This is a genomic window from Streptomyces sp. NPDC006655, from assembly GCF_040703965.1.
GTDB lineage: Bacteria > Actinomycetota > Actinomycetes > Streptomycetales > Streptomycetaceae > Streptomyces.
Window position 1 is genome coordinate 22,112 of sequence record NZ_JBEYJU010000039.1, and the last position, 15,889, is coordinate 38,000.

Consider the following 15,889-nt stretch of genomic DNA (forward strand, 5'->3'; position numbering starts at 1 on the left):
GCGTTTCACGCACCGGCGCGGGCGGGGCGCCGCTGCGCCCACCCGTGCCGCCCCAGCGGCACGACTGCCCGCAGCTATGCAGGACACGGCTGGACAGCGCGCCCCCTCAGGGGCGCGAGGAACTGCGCGATCAGCCACGCAGCACCCGCAGTCGCCGGCGCTCCCCGCCACCCCTCCCGGAAGGCGAACGTCGGCTACCCCTTGACCGCTCCGGTCAGCATCCCCTTCTTGAAGTGCTTCTGGACGAACGGCGACAGGACCGCGACCGGCAGCAGCGCCATCACCATCACCGCCATCTGCACCGACAGGTACGACAGCTGGCCCGTCTTGATCGCCTGTCCCAGCCCCACCGGGGCCTCCTGCTTCTGGACCAGTTGGATCATGACGTTCTGCAGCGGCATCATGTCCTGGTCGTTGAGGTAGAGGGACGCGTTGAACCAGGCGCTCCAGTACCCCACCGCGTAGAACAGGGTGATCACGGCCAGCACCGCCCGGGACAGCGGCATGACGATCTGCCACAGGATCCGGAAGTCCCCGGCGCCGTCGATGCGGGCGCTGTCGATGAGTTCCTGCGAGATGCCCATGAAGAACCCGCGCAGGACGAGGATGTTGAAGACGCTCACCGCACTCGGGAGGATCAGCGCGAGGTAGGTGTCGGTCAGGCCCAGGGACTGGACCAGGAGGTACGTCGGGATCAGGCCCGCGCTGAAGAACATGGTCGCGAGCAGCAGCATCAGGAACCAGCGGTGCCCGAGGGAGCCGATGCGCGAGAGGCCGTAGGCGCACAGCACCGAGACGGTCATCGAGAACAGCGTGCCGACGACGGTGATCAGGACGCTGATCACCGCGGCCCGGGTGACCTGGCCGCCGCTCAGCAGTTCCCGGTAGGCGACGAAGGTGATGCTCCTGGGCACCATCACCAGTCCGCCGGCCTCGTCGATCGTCTTCCGCGAGGAGAGGCTGGTGACCACGATGATCCACAGCGGGAAGAGGACGCCGAGGCAGGCGAGGGTGAGGACGAGGCCCTTGCCGGCCACACCGGCCTTGCCGGGCTCCTCCTCCCAGACCGGCCGGGGCGGCGCGGCCCACCGGGAGGGTTCCCGCACGGGCGGCTTGTCGATGACGGCGGTCACTTCTTGTACACCCCCTGCTCGCCCATGAGATGGGCCACCTTGTTCGCGACGAGGACGAGGCCGAGGCTGACCACGCCCTTGATGAGCCCGGCGGCGGCCGCGTAGCCGAAGTCCTGGTTGCGGACGCCGTTCCACCAGACGAAGGTGTCGAGGACCTCCGCCGCTCCCGGTCCGACCGCGTCGCGCTGCAACAGGATCTGTTCGAAGCCGACGGTCAGCGCGTCACCGACGCGCAGCACCAGCAGCAGCGCGATCACCGGGCGCAGCGCGGGGAGCGTGACGTGCCAGATGCGGCGCCAGCGGCCCGCGCCGTCCATCGCGGCGGCCTCGTACAGGTCGGGGCTGACCGAGGCCAGCGCGGCGAGGAAGACGATGATCCCCCAGCCGGCGTCCTTCCAGATGCTCTCCGCCGTGACCAGGAACTTGAAGGTCGACGGGTCGGTCATGATGGTGAGTCCGTCGTACCCGTGTTGCCGCAGCAGCTGCGAGAGCACGCCCGCACCGCCGAAGATCTGCTGGAAGACGGAGATGACCAGCACCCAGGAGAAGAAGTGCGGGAGGTAGAGGATCGCCTGGGAGAGCGCCCGGAGCCGTGGCCTCACCACGCTGTTGATGAGCAGCGCGAGGGCGATCGGCACCGGGAAGAACAGCACGAGTTGCAGGAAGAACAGCACCAGGGTGTTCCGCACCGCGTTCCAGAACGCCGAGTCCGCGAAGATCTGCTGGAAGTTCTCCACGCCCACCCAGGCGCTGTGCAGCATGGAGACGATGCCGTTGTCGCTGACGTACGGGTCGTAGTCCTGGAAGGCGACGATGTTGCCGAGGATCGGCAGGTAGTTGAAGACCAGGAGGAGCAGGACCGCCGGCAGCGTCATCAGGATCAGCGTGCGGTCGCGTCTGAATCTGAGGCGCAGGCTCAGTTTCCCGGCCTTCTCCTTCTCGCCGGCTGCGGTGGTGCCGTCGGACGCCACCGGAGTCCTCCCCGCCCTGTCGTCTGCCTCGGCTCTGCTGCGAGGCACCGTGCTGTGGGACACGGCCGTTCTCCTTGCCTCGGTGCCCGGTCAGTTCGCCGAAGTGCCGTTGTCGTCGAGCAGCTTCTGGTACCAGTCGCGCAGCTTGTCGCCGCCCTTGCTCTTCCAGTCGGAGACGGCCTGCTGCATGTCGCTGATCTTCTTGCGGCCGCGGGTGATGTCGTCTTCCAGCTGTTCGAAGTCGTTGCCGAGGTTGGTGTAGCGGGACGGCTCGGTGATCATCTGGCCGTAGAAGCTGGACTTCTTGGTGAAGGCGCCCATCCGCTGCTGCCACTCGACCTGGGCCTTGGCGACCTCGGGGAAGTCGGGGTGGGCGATGGTGGCGGCGGGGCTGGCGACCATGACGTAGGCGTTGAGGACCTCGTTGTTGCCCTGGGTGGTCTTGGTGGGCACGCCGTTCTTGACGGTGTAGTCGGTGCCCTCGGGGCCGTAGTTGGTGAGCATGTACTCCTTGGTGCCGTACGGCGCGGCGGTGACGTTGGCGACGGCCAGCACGTCGCGGATCACGGACTCCGAGGCGTTCTTGTTGACGAAGGCGAAGATGCCGGCGGGCTGTTCGGCCCACAGCTGCGGGGCGCCGCCGTCGTGACCGAAGATGTCCATGCCCCAGATCTTGAACTCGGGGTTCTGGGTCGCCTGTTCGGCGGTGCGGCCCCACCACTGGCTGATGTTGTTGGGGTAGATCAGGAACTCGCCGGCCGCGAACTTCGGTCCCGGGTCGGGGGCGTTCTTGCCCAGCATGGAGTCGGGGTGCACGACCCCGGCGGCGAAGAGCTTGCGGGCCCACTCCAGCGCTTCGAGGTATTCCTGGGTCTCGATGCGGTTGACCAGCTTGCCGTCGACGAGGTTCCAGCCGAGCGGTTTCTCGCTGCCGGAGAGCACACCGAAGGACTGGAAGGCGGTCCACTTCATGTCCAGGCACGCCCAGCGCTTGGCCTTGGCGTCGGTGATCTCCTTGGCGAGGGACAGGAACTCGTCCGCCGAGCGCGGGACTTGGTACCCCTTCTTGTCGAAGATGTCCTTGCGGTAGAGGGGCACGATGCCGGTGACATAGGGCGAGGGCTGCGGCAGGCCGCGCAGCTTGCCGCCGAAGATGCAGCGCCGCCAGGCGTCGGTCGGGATGGCGGCGAGGTTCGGGTAGTCCTTGACCTTGTCGCCCGACAGGTACGGGCCGAGATCGGCGAACTTGCTGATGATGGCGGTGGGGATCTTGCCGCCCATGTTCCAGCCCGGCACCACCACGACGTCCGGTACGTCGCTGGAGGCGAGGACCGCGCCCAGCTTCTGGTCGTAGGTGTTGCCGTCCTGGTTCTGCCACTGGACGTCGACGCCGATCAGGTCGTTCATCGCCTTGTAGTAGGCGTTGTCCTGCTTCGGCGGGGAGCCCCAGAACGGGGACATGACGGTGACCTTGCCGCCCTTGCCGAGCTTCTTCGGCACGGAGGTCTTCAGGGTCGCCAGGTCCAGTTTGGCGGTGAAACCGATCGCGGAGCCGTTCTTCGCCGGGATGTCCGGCGTCACCACGTTGTTGGCGACGTAGGACGGCAGCAGCGTCTTCGCGTCCTTGCCCGAGGAGGAGCCTCCTCCCGACCCGCTGTCCGACGCCCCGCACGCCGCGAGCAGCGGCATCCCGCCCGCCACCGCTGCGGTGGCGACGGCCGTGGAGGCGAGGAAACTTCTCCGGCTCGGCCCGGAGGGGGCGGAAGCGGCGTTCGGCGTCATTGCGTCAACCCTTCGTGGCGCACCAGGACACCCGGCGGTGGCCGTCGGCTGCGGTGTCTCGAGTGGAACTGGCTGAGCAGAAGCGGTGCTCCGACCGCTGTCCCCCGGCCCCTGTCGGGTGATCGCTGGGGCGGAATCAGCAGTCGAAGCGCTTCGATGTTGCTGCGAGGTTAAGTGAACACCCGGGGGTGCACAAGGGTCGCTTCCAAGATTCCTCCGCACTGCCGGGAGTGACCTCTCCGCATGCGCTGCTTGAAATCGCGGTGTGCATCCCTTGACACCCACCCCGGCGTCGAATGAGCATCGAAGCGCTTCGAAAGGGCCTCGACGCTCCAGCGCAAGGGGAACGCCACGTGACCGCACAGACACCGCCTACACCGCCCTTCCGCGATCCGCACCTGCCGTTCGCGAAGCGCATCGACGACCTGCTGGGGCGCCTCACCCTGGACGAGAAGGTCTCCTTCCTGCACCAGTTCACGCCGGCCGTGGAGCGCCTCGGCATCGCCGCCTTCCGCACCGGCCAGGAGGCCCTGCACGGGGTGGCCTGGATGGGCCCGGCGACGGTGTTCCCACAGGCGGTGGGGCTCGGCGCGACCTGGAACACCGAACTCGTACGCCGGGTCGGCGAGGCGGTGTCCAAGGAGGTCCGGGCGATGCGGGCGCGCGACGACCGCGTGGGCCTCAACGTCTGGGCGCCGACGGTGAACCTGCTGCGCCACCCGCTGTGGGGCCGCAACGAGGAGGGCTACTCGGAGGACCCGAGGCTGACCTCCGCCATCGCCACCGCCTACACCCGCGGGCTGCGCGGCGACCACCCGGTGTACTGGCGCACCGCCCCCGTCCTGAAGCACTGGCTGGCCCACAACAACGAGACGGACCGGGCCACTTCCTCCTCCTCGGTGCGCCCGCGCGTGTTGCACGAGTACGACCTGCGCGCCTTCGAGGAGACCGTCCGGGCGGGCGCGGTGGCCGGGGTGATGCCCGCGTACAACCTGGTCAACGGCCGTCCCAACCACGTCTCCCCGTACCTGCGCGAGCACCTGCGCACCTGGACCGACGAGGAGCTGCTGGTCTGCTCGGACGCCGGCGCGCCGTCCAACCTGGTCGACCACGAGCACTACTTCGACACCCACGAGGAGGCCACGGCGGCCGCCCTGCTGGCGGGCGTCGACAGCTTCACCGACCACGGCACGGACGCCTCGGAAATCATCGCCCGCGTCAACGGAGCGCTGTCCGAGGGCCTGTTGACGGAGGCCGACATCGACACGGCGGTGCGCCGCCAGCTCTCGGTCCGTTTCCGGCTCGGCGAGTTCGACCCGGACCACGACCCGCACCTGCCCACCGCCGAGTCCGCGGAGTTCGACACCGCGGCGCACCGGGCCCTCGCCCGGGAGGCGGCGGAGCAAGCGGTCGTCCTCCTCAAGAACGACGGTGACCTGCTGCCGCTCGCGCCCGACACCCGGCTCGCCGTGGTCGGCCTGCTCGCCGACGAGTGCAAGCTCGACTGGTACAGCGGCACCCTGCTGCACCGTGCCACCCCGCTGGAGGGCCTGTACGAACGGTTCGGCGCGGGGCGCGTGGAGTTCGCGGAGGGCGTGGACCGGGTCCGGCTGAAGCTCGCCGACGGCTCGTTCCTGCACGTCCCGCCCGCTCCCGAGGCCGCCGACGAGGTGCGCGGCGCGGCGGGCGCCCTGGACCCGGCGCTGCTCGCGGGCCGGACGGACCTCCCGCCGCTCGGCACCGACGCCACCGGAACCGAGTTCGCCCTCCTCGACTGGGGCGAGGGGGTGCTGACGCTGCGCGCCCCGGACGGCCGCTACCTCTCGGTCGCCGACGACGGCTTCGTGCGCGCCGCCGCGGACCAGCCCGGCGGCTGGGTCGTCCAGGAGACGTTCCGCCTGGAACCCCACGACGACGGTCACCTCCTGCGGCATCTCGGCACGGGTCGCCACGTCTGTGTCACCGCGGACGGGGTCCGGGTCGCCGCCGAGGACGCGGCGGTCCTCGACGTGATCATCGTGGAGCGCGGCGCGGACACCGTCGCCAGGGTGGCCGCCGCGGCCGACGCCGTCCTGGTGGTCGCGGGCAACGACCCGCACATCAACGGCCGGGAGACCGAGGACCGGACGACCCTGGCGCTGCCCCCGCAGCAGGAACGCCTGCTGCGCGCGGCCCGCGCCGCGAACCCCAACACCGTCCTGGCCCTGACGTCGGCCTACCCCTACGCGGTGGACCCGGCCGGCCTGCCGGCCGTGCTCTGGACGGCCCACGGCGGGCAGGCGGCCGGCACCGCCCTCGCCCGCGTGCTGGCCGGTGACGTCTCGCCCGCGGGCCGCCTCCCGCAGACCTGGTACGCCTCCGACGCCGACCTGCCCGGCCTCCTCGACTACGACATCCTGGGCTCGCGCCAGACGTACCTCTACTTCGAGGGCACCCCGCTCTTCCCGTTCGGCCACGGCCTGTCCTACGCGTCCTTCTCCTACACGGACCTGACGGCCGAGGTGCGCGACGGGGCGCTCCGGGTCTCGTGCACCGTCACCAACACGGGTGACGTGAGGGCCGACGAGGTGCCCCAGCTCTACGCCCGCGCCGTCGAACCCTCCGTGACCCGCCCGCGCCGCGAACTCCTCGACCACCGCAGGATCACCCTGTCCCCCGGCGAGCGCGCCGGCCTGGGCTTCGAAGTCCCGCTCTCCGCCCTCGCCTTCTGGGACGTCCGGGGCGGCGCCCGCCGCCTGGAGCAGGGCGCGTACGACGTGCTGGTGGGCGCGTCCAGCGAGGACATCCGGCTGCGTACGACCCTGGTCCTGGACGGCGAGCGGGCGGTACCGCGTCGCGTCGCCGAACGCGGCCTGGACGCGGCCGACTTCGACGAGCAGTCGGGCACCGCGATCGTGGACCGGTCGAAGACGGCGGGCGACGCGGTCACCCCTGAGGGCGACGGGCCCGGCGAACTCGTCTACCGGGACTGCGACTTCGGCACCGGCGTGACGACGGTCCGGGCGCTGGTCTCCGGCGCGGGCACGCTGGAACTCTCCCTGGACGGCGGCGCGCGGACGGCCGTACTCACCCTCGGCGAACCCACCGCGGACGTGTACGCCTACACCACGCTCACCGCGGACCTCGCCGCCGAGGGCGTCCACGACCTGCACATCGAACTGCGCGGCCCACTGCGGCTCGCGCACGTCGGTTTCTCCGGCTGAGGGTCCGGAGCGACCGACACGTACCCGCGCCCTCCTCCGCACTCGTCCAGGTGGCGGCCGCCCGGCGGCCCTGACACCCGCGCGGCGCGGCCGGTGACAGCGCATCAGGGCATCTCGCGCTGTGGCGGCGCCGGTTGACGAGTGGCCGCCGAAATCGACAACTGTTGCTGCCGGTCAACGAGGACTGCGGACCTCGAGCGAAACGCTCAGCCCGCGGCCAATCCGGTGCGGTAGGCGATGATGACCAGGTGGACGCGGTCGCGGGCGTCGAGCTTCGTCAGCAGGTTGCGTACGTGCGTCTTGGCGGTGCCCGGGGCGATGTGGAGCCGGCGGGCGACCTCGTCGTTGGTCAGGCCTCCGGCGACCAGCGTGAGGACTTCGCGCTCGCGGTCGGTCAGCGCCGCGAGGCCTTCCGGGACCGAGGTCGGGGTCGGGGGTCGTGCGGTGAATCTGGTGATCAGTCGCTTGGTGATCGTCGGGGCGAGCAGCGTGTCGCCGGCGGTGACGGCACGCACCGCCTCGATCAGGCGCCGCGGCGGTGTGTCTTTGAGGAGGAAGCCGCTCGCTCCGGCGCGCAGCGCTTCGTAGACGTACTCGTCGAGGTCGAAGGTGGTCAGGATCAGGATCTTGGCCTGCGGCTCGGCGGTGATGATGTGGCGGGTGGCCTCGATGCCGTCGAGCACCGGCATGCGGATGTCCATGAGGACCGCGTCCGGGCGAAGGGTTCGGGCGAGTTCGACGGCCTGCTCACCGTTGTCCGCCTCGCCGACGACCTGGATGTCGGAAGCCGAGTCGAGGATGCCGCTGATGCCTGCGCGCAGCAGGTGCTGGTCGTCGGCCAGCAGAACGCGCTGGTTCATCGGACCGCCCGGGGGCCGTGATCCATGGGTGGGACCGGTGCATCTGTCGTGGGCTCCACAGAGAGCAGTGGCAGGCGGGCCCAGATGCGGTAGCCGCCCTCGCCGGTGGGTCCGGCGTCGAGTTCTCCGCCGTAGAGCGCCGCCCGCTCGCGCATCCCGGCCGTGCCGCGGCCCGGGCTTCGCGCGGCATCTTGGCCGGGCTCCGACCCGGACTTGGTAGTGTCGTTGGTCACCTGGATCTCCAGATACCGTTCGCCGAAGCGAAGGTGCAGTTCGGCCGTGTCGCCGCCGTGCTTGATCACGTTGGTCAGGGCCTCCTGCACGATCCGGTACGCCGCCAGATCCTCGCCGGGCGGCAGCGCGCACTCGGCCCCGGCCGTGGTCACGCTCACCTGCACCCCGGCGTGTGCCGCCCGTTCGATCAGGCGTGGCAGGTCGCCGAGCCCGGGCGCGGGCGCGTGGCCGACTTCCTGCTCGGCGCTCTCCGGTTCGCCGTCTTCGGCGCGCAGCACTTCCACCAGGCGCCGCATTTCGTCGAGAGCTTGGCGTCCGGTGGTCTCGATCACGGAGAGCACGGCCCGGGCTTGTGCCGCACCGGGCGCTGCCGCGCCCACCTCGGCCGCGCCGTCCTCGAGCAGCATCCCGCCGTAACCTGCCTGCACCGTGATCACGCTCATGTGGTGGGCGACGACGTCGTGCAGTTCCCTGGCGATGTCCATGCGCTGCCGAGCCAGCCGGTGACGTGCCCGCTCCATTCCGGTGCGTGCCTGCTGCGCCTGCGCGCGTAGGGCGAGCGCGGTGTAGCGGCGGTTCATCCCCACAGCGAACCCGATCGCCCAGAGCACGAGGTAAGCCGAGCCGAACAACACGGCGCCGCCTGTGTGCCTGAAGTCGGGCAGCGCCGTCGACACCGCTGCGATCAACGCCCCGCTCAGCGCTGCGATCGCCGCGGGCGGCCTGGTGCGCGAGGTGAGGGTGTAGAGCGTAAGGCCGAGCGGAACCAGCGCGGCGGACGCCGAGCGCGGCTGCCATGCCGCCACGACCCCGAGGGCGAGCAGCGAGACCAGGAACGCGGCCGCCGGCCACCGGGAACGTGCCGCGATCGGCCAGGCCAGCGCGACAGCGCAGGCCAGCGCACCGAGCAGGGGGAACACGGCGTCCGCTTGCTTGGCCAGCAGCAGCCCCGCCGCCGCGCCGTAACAGGCGGCCACTGCGCCGTCCGCGGCCCGCCACCACGCCGGACGCACCCGCGTGAGCAGCGGCGGAGCGATGGGAAAAGCCATGCCGCCAGCGTAAGCACGCGTCGAAGGGCCGGCATCGTCCTACCGGCGTATGCCCACGGGCATAGGCGCAACCAGGCCGCGGGCAGATGTGCCCGCTCGGGGCCGACGGGCACCGTGGGGGCCATGAACCTTCCCAGCTCCCCGCGGGCGATCGAAGTACATGGCCTGACCAGGCGGTTCGGCCGCGAGACGGCCGTGGACAACCTCAGTTTCCACCTCGCACCAGGCAAGATCACCGGCTTCCTCGGCCCGAACGGCGCGGGCAAGTCCACCACGCTGCGCATGATTCTGGGCCTGGACACCCCCGACGCCGGCCGCGCTCTAATCAACGGCCGGCCCTTCCACGCCCTGTCCCGGCCGCTGCGCGAGGTCGGCGCACTCCTGGACGCAGGCGCCGTTCACCCCGGGCGGCGCGCCCGCGACCATCTCTCCTGGCTGGCCGCGAGCAACCGCCTGCCCGTCGACCGGGTCGGCCACGTGCTCGACCTCACCGGGCTGTCCAGCGTGGCCGGCAAGCGGGTCGGGTCTTTCTCCTTGGGCATGCGCCAGCGCCTGGGCATCGCCGCCGCCCTGCTCGGCGATCCCGCCGTACTGCTGCTGGACGAACCGGTCAACGGCCTGGATCCCGAAGGCGTGCTGTGGATCCGCGCCCTGATGAAGTCGCTGGCCGCCGAGGGCCGCACCATCCTGGTCTCCAGCCATCTGATCAGCGAGATGGCACTCACCGTCGACCACCTGGTCGTCATCGGCCGCGGCCGTCTGCTCGCCGACACCGACGTCACGCGGTTCCTCGCAACTGCCGGCCCGGGCGCCTCGCTGGAGGACGCCTACATGCGCCTGACGGCCACATCGGTGGAGTACCGCACGCACCTGACGGGCCGACACCCCCAGGGAGATCTTCGATGACCAGCCGCGCCACCACCACCCGAGCCTTCGCCGACCGCACGCCCGGCCTGCCCGCGCTGCTGCGCGCAGAATGGATCAAGCTGCGCACCATGCGCTCCACCACGATCACCGTGGCCGCCGCGCTCCTCCTGGGGCTGGGGGTCGGCCTGATGGACGTACTCTCCGTCACCGGCCACTGGGCCACCATGAGCGCCTCCGACCGGGATCAGTTCGACCCGGTCGGCGACTCGCTCAGCGGCTTCCAGTTCGCCGAACTCGCCCTCGGCGCCCTGGGCGTGCTGGCGATCAGCACCGAGTACTCCACCGGCATGATCCGCACCACGCTCACCGCCACCCCGCACCGTTCCCGGGTCTACACCGCCAAAGCGCTGACCCTCGGAGCCTTCGCCCTACTGATCTCGCACGTCCTGGCATTCGCCGCATTCCTGCTCGGCCAACTGGTTCTGCACCGCCGACACCTGAACGCCTCCCTCACCGACGGCCACGCACTGCGCGCGGTGGCCTGCGCGGGTCTGTACATGGCCGTGGTCGCCATGGCGGGATTCGGCCTCGGCGCGCTGCTGCGGCACACCGCCGCAGCCATCGCCGCCGTGTTCGCCCTGGTCTTCCTCGCCTACCCGATCGCACGCGCCTTCGAAGGCAGCACCTACCTGCCCGACCACCTCACCCCGATCAACGCGGCCACCAGGCTGGCCACCCTCGATCCGCCCACCGGGCCGCACGCCGCGCGCATCCCCTCGCTGGGCTTCGCCCTGTTTGATCTCGCCCTCTACCTGGCCGTCTTCGTGGGCGCCGGCGCCTGGCGGGCAAGGCGCGACGCGTGAAACCAAGAACCACACGGCAAACCGACGCCCAAGGTGCCAGTCGCTCAGGGCACGGGCCGGGGCCGACGGAGCACGGCGACACCACAACCCCTCTGACACGCCCTTCGGACTCTTCAGGAGGCGCCATGATCATCAACGTTCGCCGTCGGCTCCACGCGCGCCGGCGCAGTCCCGTGATCGCAGCGATGGCCTGCGCCGCAGCAGCACTCGCAGCCTCGGCGTCCACCGCTGTGGCAGACGACGAAGCAACGGCCGAACCCGCGCAGCACACACCCGTCCGCCTGACGCTTCCTGAGCCGACGGGCCCGCATCACATCGGCAAAACCGTGCTCCACCTCACGGATCCCTCGCGGCGTGAACCCTGGGTGCCGTCGCACCCCTTCCGCACACTGATGATCAGCATCTGGTACCCCGCACAGGACGCCACCCGCCATCCGGCGGCGCCCTACATGCCTGCCGCCTCCGGCGCCGAGTTCCTCGTGAACGACACCGGGCTGCACCCGGGGCAGGCGGAACTGCCCATCACGCACGCCCACGTGGACGCACCGGTCGACCGAGACTGCCGCAAAATCCCGGTCGTGGTCTACGCCACCGGGAAGAACGCCACCCGGGACAACACCACCATCATCGACGAAGACCTGGCCAGCCACGGGTACCTCGTGGTCACCATCGACTTCCCCTACGACGCCGGCGAGGTCGAGTTCCCGGACGGCCACATCGTCCACGCGATCCCTGACTCCGCCCGCGGCGACGGATCCGCGATGCTCGCCGAGCGCGTCGCCGACACCAGCTTCGTCCTGAACCAACTCGACGCGCTCAGCCACGGTGCCGACCCCGACACCGATCACCACCCGGTGCCTCGCGGACTGGCCGAAGCACTCGATCTGACCAGGATCGGCCTGTTCGGCCACTCCCTCGGCGGCGTCAACGTCGCCTCCAGCATGTACGCCGACTCCAGATTCGACGCCGGCATGGACATCGACGGGGGTGCCGCGGGCCCGGTGGTCCAAGCCGGTCTCGACCGGCCCTTCCTGATCGTGGACGGCAACAAGTCCAGCCGCGCCACCCTGCCGGACTACCAGACGTTCTGGACCCACCTGCACCGCTGGCACCGCGACATCGCCCTGCTCGGCTCCGGCCACGACTCCTTCACCGACCTCGAGGCCTTCTATCCCCAACTCGCGCAGGTGCTGCCCCTGCCGACCTCCGAACTCGTCCACCTCTTCGGCACCATCGCCCCCGACCGAGCCGTCGCCTGGCAACAGACCTACCCCCGAGCCTTCGCCGATCAGATGCTCACGCACCACCGGCGCCGGCTGCTGAACCAGCCCTCATCACGATTCCCGGAGATCGTCTTCATCCCGTGACAGTCGCCGGCGCCGTGTCGGCAGGGCGCATCCCTGGCCGACGGATCGACGACAACAGCCTGACCGACCGGCTCACCACGCCCAGGCGCCGCACCAGCGCGTCCATCCCCGCGGCCGGCGGATGCGCCGGCTCCCCGGCGATGCCCCGGGCAGCCGGAGGGTTCGGGAGCTTGTCGAACCGGTGGCGCAGCTCTCCTTCACCCAGCCCTGCGGCCCATTCCGCCCGGCCTCGTCGACAGCGTTCCGGCTCTCCACCGCACCCGGTGGTTGACAACGTCGCCGTCCTTGCCTGTGGACGGTGAAAGCGGAACCGGCCGGAGCCCCCGCACAGCGGGCTCCGGCCGGGGTGGGTGGTCCGGGTGGGTCAGAGGGCGAGGCCGGTGAGGACCAGGACCCGCTCGTAGGTGTAGTCGTCCATCGCGAACCTGACGCCCTCGCGGCCGACGCCGGACTGCTTGACGCCGCCGTACGGCATCTGGTCGGCGCGGTAGGAGGGGACGTCGCCGATGATCACACCGCCGACCTCCAGGGCGCGGTGGGCCCGGAAGGCGGTTTGCACGTCGTGGGTGAAGACGCCCGCCTGGAGGCCGTACTTGGAGTCGTTGACGGCGGCGAAGGCCTCGGCCTCGCCGTTCACCTTCTGCACGGTGAGGACGGGCCCGAAGACCTCCTCGCAGGAGACGGTGGTGTCGGCCGGGACGTCGGTGAGGACGGTCGGCGCGTAGGTGGCACCGTCCCGGTCGCCGCCGGTGAGCAGGGTGGCGCCGTCCTCGACGGCCTCCTTCACCCACGCCTCGACGCGCTCCGCGGCGGCCTCGCTGACCAGCGGGCCGACATCGGTCTTCGGGTCGGCCGGGTCACCGGTGACCTGGGCCTCGACGGCGGCGACGATGCGCGGCAGCAGACGGTCGTAGACGGACGCGTCGGCGATGACCCGCTGCACCGAGATGCAGGACTGGCCGCCCTGGTAGTTGGAGAAGGTCGCGATGCGGCCGGCGGCCCAGTCGAGGTCGGCGTCGCTCGCGTAGTCGCCGAGGACGACGGCCGCGCCGTTGCCGCCCAGCTCCAGCGTGCAGTGCTTGCGCGGGACCGAGTCCATGATCGAGTAGCCGACCTTCTCGGAACCGGTGAACGAGATGACCGGGAGGCGCTCGTCCTGGACGAGGGCGGCCATCTTGTCGTTGGCGACCGGGAGGATCGACCAGGAGCCGGCCGGGAGACCCGTGGTCTCGGCGAGCAGGTCGCCGATGATCAGGCCGGAGAGGGGGGTGGCCGGGGCCGGCTTGAGGATGATCGGCGCGCCGGCCGCGATGGCCGGGGCGATCTTGTGGGCGCACAGGTTGAGCGGGAAGTTGAAGGGCGCGATGCCGAGGACGACGCCCTTCGGGAAGCGGCGGGTCAGCGCGAGCCGGCCCTGGCCGCCGAGGTCGGTGTCGAGGCGCTGGGCCTCGCCGCCGTTGAAGCGGCGGGCCTCTTCGGCGGCGAACCGGAACACGGAGACGGCACGGCCGACCTCGCCGCGGGCCCACTTGATCGGCTTGCCGTTCTCGGCGGAGATCAGCTGGGCTATCTCCTCGGTGCGCTCGGCGAGGCGGCGGCTGACGTGGTCGAGGGCGGCGGCGCGTACGTGGGCCGCAGTGGCGGCGAACTCGTCGCGCACGGCGTAGGCGGCGGCGACGGCCTCTTCGACCTGGGCGTCGGTGGGGACGCCGACCCTGCCGACGAGACGGCCGTCCCACGGGCTGGTGACGTCGAAGGTGTCCTCGCCGGTGACCTGGCGGCCGGCGAGCCAGAAGGCGGTGGTGGAAGTCATGTGCGGGCCCCGGCCCTTCCGCGTTGGGGGTGTGTGCGTTCGGGTCCACGGTAGGTCGCCGGGGGCGGCGGCGCGTTTGTCCGGGGTGTAGTGGTGGCGGGCGCGGGTGCGACGCTTTGGCAGGGGCGCCGTCGCCGGGTCAGTCCCCTGACGTCGCCTTCAGGGCCAGCCACAGTTCCATCCGTACGTCCGGGTCGTCCAGGGAGCGGCCGAGGATCTCCTCCACCCTGCGCATCCGGTAGCGCAGCGTGTGGCGGTGGACGCCCAGGTCCGCGGCCGCCGCGTCCCACTGGCCGTGCCGGGAGAGCCAGGCCCGCAGCGAGGCGACCAGGTCACCCCGGCCGGTCGCGTCGTGCTCGCGCAACGCCCTCAGCAGGCCGTCCGCGAACGCCCGCACCGCGTCGTCGGCCAGCAGCGGAAGCACCGAGCCCGAGGCCAGCTGCTCGTGCTCGACCAGGACCCGGCCTCTGCGCCGGGCCACCGACAGCGCCTGTTCGGCCTGCTTGTAGGCGGCCGCGGCGCCGGTCGGGCCGGCCGGTGCCGACAGGCCCACGGCCAGCTCCTCGTCCTCTCCGCCGCCCTGCTCGCCGGCCGCCGTCCGCGCGGCCTCCCGGGCCGCCGCGTACTCCGTGCACGCCGTCACCGCCGCGCCCCCGTCGGCGGCCAGCACCACCAGCCGCTCCTCCCCCTCGGGCACCACCAGGACCGCCTCCCCGGAACGCGCCGCGGCCGACTCCACCACCTCGGTGAGGCCGGCCCGCAGTTCGCCGCCCGCGTCCGCGACGAGCATCCGGAAGGGTGCGTCGAGCAGGCCGCCGTACAGGTCCCCGGCGACGGCCCGCGCATGGTCCGGCTCTCCGGCGAGCAGCATCCGCAGCACCGCCTCCCCGACCCGCTGCTCGGCCGCGTGCAGCGAACGGGAGCGTTCCGTCGTGAGGGTGAGCAGGGCGATGGCGGAGTGGACGGCGTAGCGCTCGGCCGTGCCGAGGGCCGCCGCCGTACCGACCGCGAGGGCGGCGCGCGGGCGGCGGCCCGTCCCGAGCGAGTGCAGCTCGACCCGGTCCTCGTGATCGGGGCCGCCCACCACCGAGGACGCCGGTGCCGGGCGCTCCCGGAGGCGTTCCACCTCCGCGGTGAGCCGTGCCGCCCGGCGCCCCGCCCACTCCGGTGCGGTCGCCACCACCGCGCCGGACGCGTCGTACAGCGCCGCCCAGCCGTCCACCTGGGCGGCGAGCGCGGACAGCAGGCCCTCGGGCCCCGCGTTCAGCGCCTGCCTGGTCAGTTCCCGCTGGGCGGCGAAACCCGCGGTCACCGCGCGGTACTGGTCGGCCGCGATCGCCGCCGAGACCGCCTTGCTGATGGCGAGGAAGGGGGTGCGGCGCGGCACCTCCAGAAGGGGCAGGCCCTCCTTCTCCGCCGCGTCGACCAACGCGTCGGGGATCTCGTCATAGTTGACCCCGACGGCGAAGCCGAGACCCACCACACCCGCTCCGACCAGGCGTTTCACATACCGCCGCATGGCCTGGGGATCCTCCGCGTCCAGTTTCAGCGCGGTGATCAGGAGCAGTTCGCCGCCCTCCATGTACGGCACCGGGTCGGCGAGTTCGCTGACATGGGCCCAGCGCACGGGCACGTCGAGGCGGCCCTCGCCCGCGCGCACGGTCAGCTTGAGCGCGGAGTGGTGGACGAGCGAGGCGAGCGTCGGTGGCATCGGGCCGTCAGGTCTTCTCTTCGGTCGTGACCGTCG

Annotated in this window: 11 protein-coding genes; 4 read left to right on the top strand and 7 right to left on the bottom strand. The window is 71.2% G+C overall.

What is annotated here, in order from left to right; all coding sequences use genetic code 11:
• Positions 1 to 194 precede the first annotated feature (194 nt).
• From AB0958_RS22975 to AB0958_RS22985, 3 genes are read right to left on the bottom strand one after another with little or no spacing between them, the layout of a single operon-like run.
• Entirely contained in the window at positions 195 to 1,133 is a 939-nt protein-coding gene (locus AB0958_RS22975; RefSeq protein ID WP_366892321.1) for a carbohydrate ABC transporter permease, read from the bottom strand.
• Entirely contained in the window at positions 1,130 to 2,167 is a 1,038-nt protein-coding gene (locus tag AB0958_RS22980; RefSeq protein ID WP_366892322.1) for an ABC transporter permease subunit, read from the bottom strand. The genes AB0958_RS22975 and AB0958_RS22980 overlap by 4 nt, the downstream gene beginning before the upstream one ends.
• Before the next feature lie 27 nt (positions 2,168 to 2,194).
• Positions 2,195 to 3,886, bottom strand: coding sequence for an extracellular solute-binding protein (locus tag AB0958_RS22985; RefSeq protein WP_366892323.1), 1,692 nt, complete (start codon positions 3,884 to 3,886; stop codon positions 2,195 to 2,197).
• A gap of 353 nt (positions 3,887 to 4,239) precedes the next feature.
• Here AB0958_RS22985 and AB0958_RS22990 point away from each other — a divergent pair, with 353 nt between their 5' ends.
• Positions 4,240 to 7,089, top strand: coding sequence for a glycoside hydrolase family 3 C-terminal domain-containing protein (locus AB0958_RS22990; RefSeq protein ID WP_366892324.1), 2,850 nt, complete (start codon positions 4,240 to 4,242; stop codon positions 7,087 to 7,089).
• 206 nt (positions 7,090 to 7,295) lie between these two features.
• On the opposite strand, the gene AB0958_RS22995 is transcribed toward AB0958_RS22990, so the two are convergent.
• Together AB0958_RS22995 and AB0958_RS23000 are read right to left on the bottom strand one after the other, a co-directional pair.
• The gene (locus AB0958_RS22995; RefSeq protein WP_366892325.1) at positions 7,296 to 7,949 is read right to left on the bottom strand and encodes a response regulator transcription factor; all 654 of its coding nucleotides are present in this window, start codon (positions 7,947 to 7,949) and stop codon (positions 7,296 to 7,298) included.
• Entirely contained in the window at positions 7,946 to 9,232 is a 1,287-nt protein-coding gene (locus tag AB0958_RS23000) for a histidine kinase (protein WP_366892326.1), read from the bottom strand. Before AB0958_RS23000 ends, AB0958_RS22995 begins: the two co-directional genes overlap by 4 nt.
• A gap of 123 nt (positions 9,233 to 9,355) precedes the next feature.
• Between AB0958_RS23000 and AB0958_RS23005 the strand changes: the two genes are divergently transcribed.
• The 3 genes from AB0958_RS23005 to AB0958_RS23015 all read left to right on the top strand — a co-directional run bounded on the left by AB0958_RS23005 (position 9,356) and on the right by AB0958_RS23015 (position 12,329).
• A complete protein-coding gene (locus AB0958_RS23005) occupies positions 9,356 to 10,138 on the top strand; it encodes an ATP-binding cassette domain-containing protein (RefSeq protein ID WP_366892327.1) in 783 nt (260 codons plus the stop codon).
• The gene (locus AB0958_RS23010) at positions 10,135 to 10,962 is read left to right on the top strand and encodes an ABC transporter permease (RefSeq protein WP_366892328.1); all 828 of its coding nucleotides are present in this window, start codon (positions 10,135 to 10,137) and stop codon (positions 10,960 to 10,962) included. Before AB0958_RS23005 ends, AB0958_RS23010 begins: the two co-directional genes overlap by 4 nt.
• Positions 10,963 to 11,354: 392 nt before the next feature.
• Positions 11,355 to 12,329: a hypothetical protein gene (locus AB0958_RS23015; RefSeq protein WP_366892329.1), complete on the top strand. Its 975-nt coding sequence runs from the start codon at positions 11,355 to 11,357 to the stop codon at positions 12,327 to 12,329.
• Between the two features lie 364 nt (positions 12,330 to 12,693).
• On the opposite strand, the gene AB0958_RS23020 is transcribed toward AB0958_RS23015, so the two are convergent.
• Together AB0958_RS23020 and AB0958_RS23025 are read right to left on the bottom strand one after the other, a co-directional pair.
• Complete coding sequence (locus tag AB0958_RS23020; protein ID WP_366892330.1) at positions 12,694 to 14,142, bottom strand: aldehyde dehydrogenase family protein; 1,449 nt, start codon at positions 14,140 to 14,142, stop codon at positions 12,694 to 12,696.
• Positions 14,143 to 14,281: 139 nt separating this feature from the next.
• Positions 14,282 to 15,853 (bottom strand): PucR family transcriptional regulator, encoded by a 1,572-nt coding sequence (locus AB0958_RS23025; protein ID WP_366892331.1) that lies wholly within the window; start codon positions 15,851 to 15,853, stop codon positions 14,282 to 14,284.
• Between the last annotated feature and the right edge of the window lie 36 nt (positions 15,854 to 15,889).

Coding starts and splice junctions, on each gene's coding strand:
- AB0958_RS22985 (WP_366892323.1), bottom strand. CDS start 3,886: ATGACGCCGAACGCCGCTTCCGCCCCCTCCGGGCCGAGCCGGAGAAGT.
- AB0958_RS22995 (WP_366892325.1), bottom strand. CDS start 7,949: ATGAACCAGCGCGTTCTGCTGGCCGACGACCAGCACCTGCTGCGCGCA.
- AB0958_RS23000 (WP_366892326.1), bottom strand. CDS start 9,232: ATGGCTTTTCCCATCGCTCCGCCGCTGCTCACGCGGGTGCGTCCGGCG.
- AB0958_RS23005 (WP_366892327.1), top strand. CDS start 9,356: ATGAACCTTCCCAGCTCCCCGCGGGCGATCGAAGTACATGGCCTGACC.
- AB0958_RS23010 (WP_366892328.1), top strand. CDS start 10,135: ATGACCAGCCGCGCCACCACCACCCGAGCCTTCGCCGACCGCACGCCC.
- AB0958_RS23015 (WP_366892329.1), top strand. CDS start 11,355: ATGATCAGCATCTGGTACCCCGCACAGGACGCCACCCGCCATCCGGCG.
- AB0958_RS23020 (WP_366892330.1), bottom strand. CDS start 14,142: ATGACTTCCACCACCGCCTTCTGGCTCGCCGGCCGCCAGGTCACCGGC.
- AB0958_RS23025 (WP_366892331.1), bottom strand. CDS start 15,853: ATGCCACCGACGCTCGCCTCGCTCGTCCACCACTCCGCGCTCAAGCTG.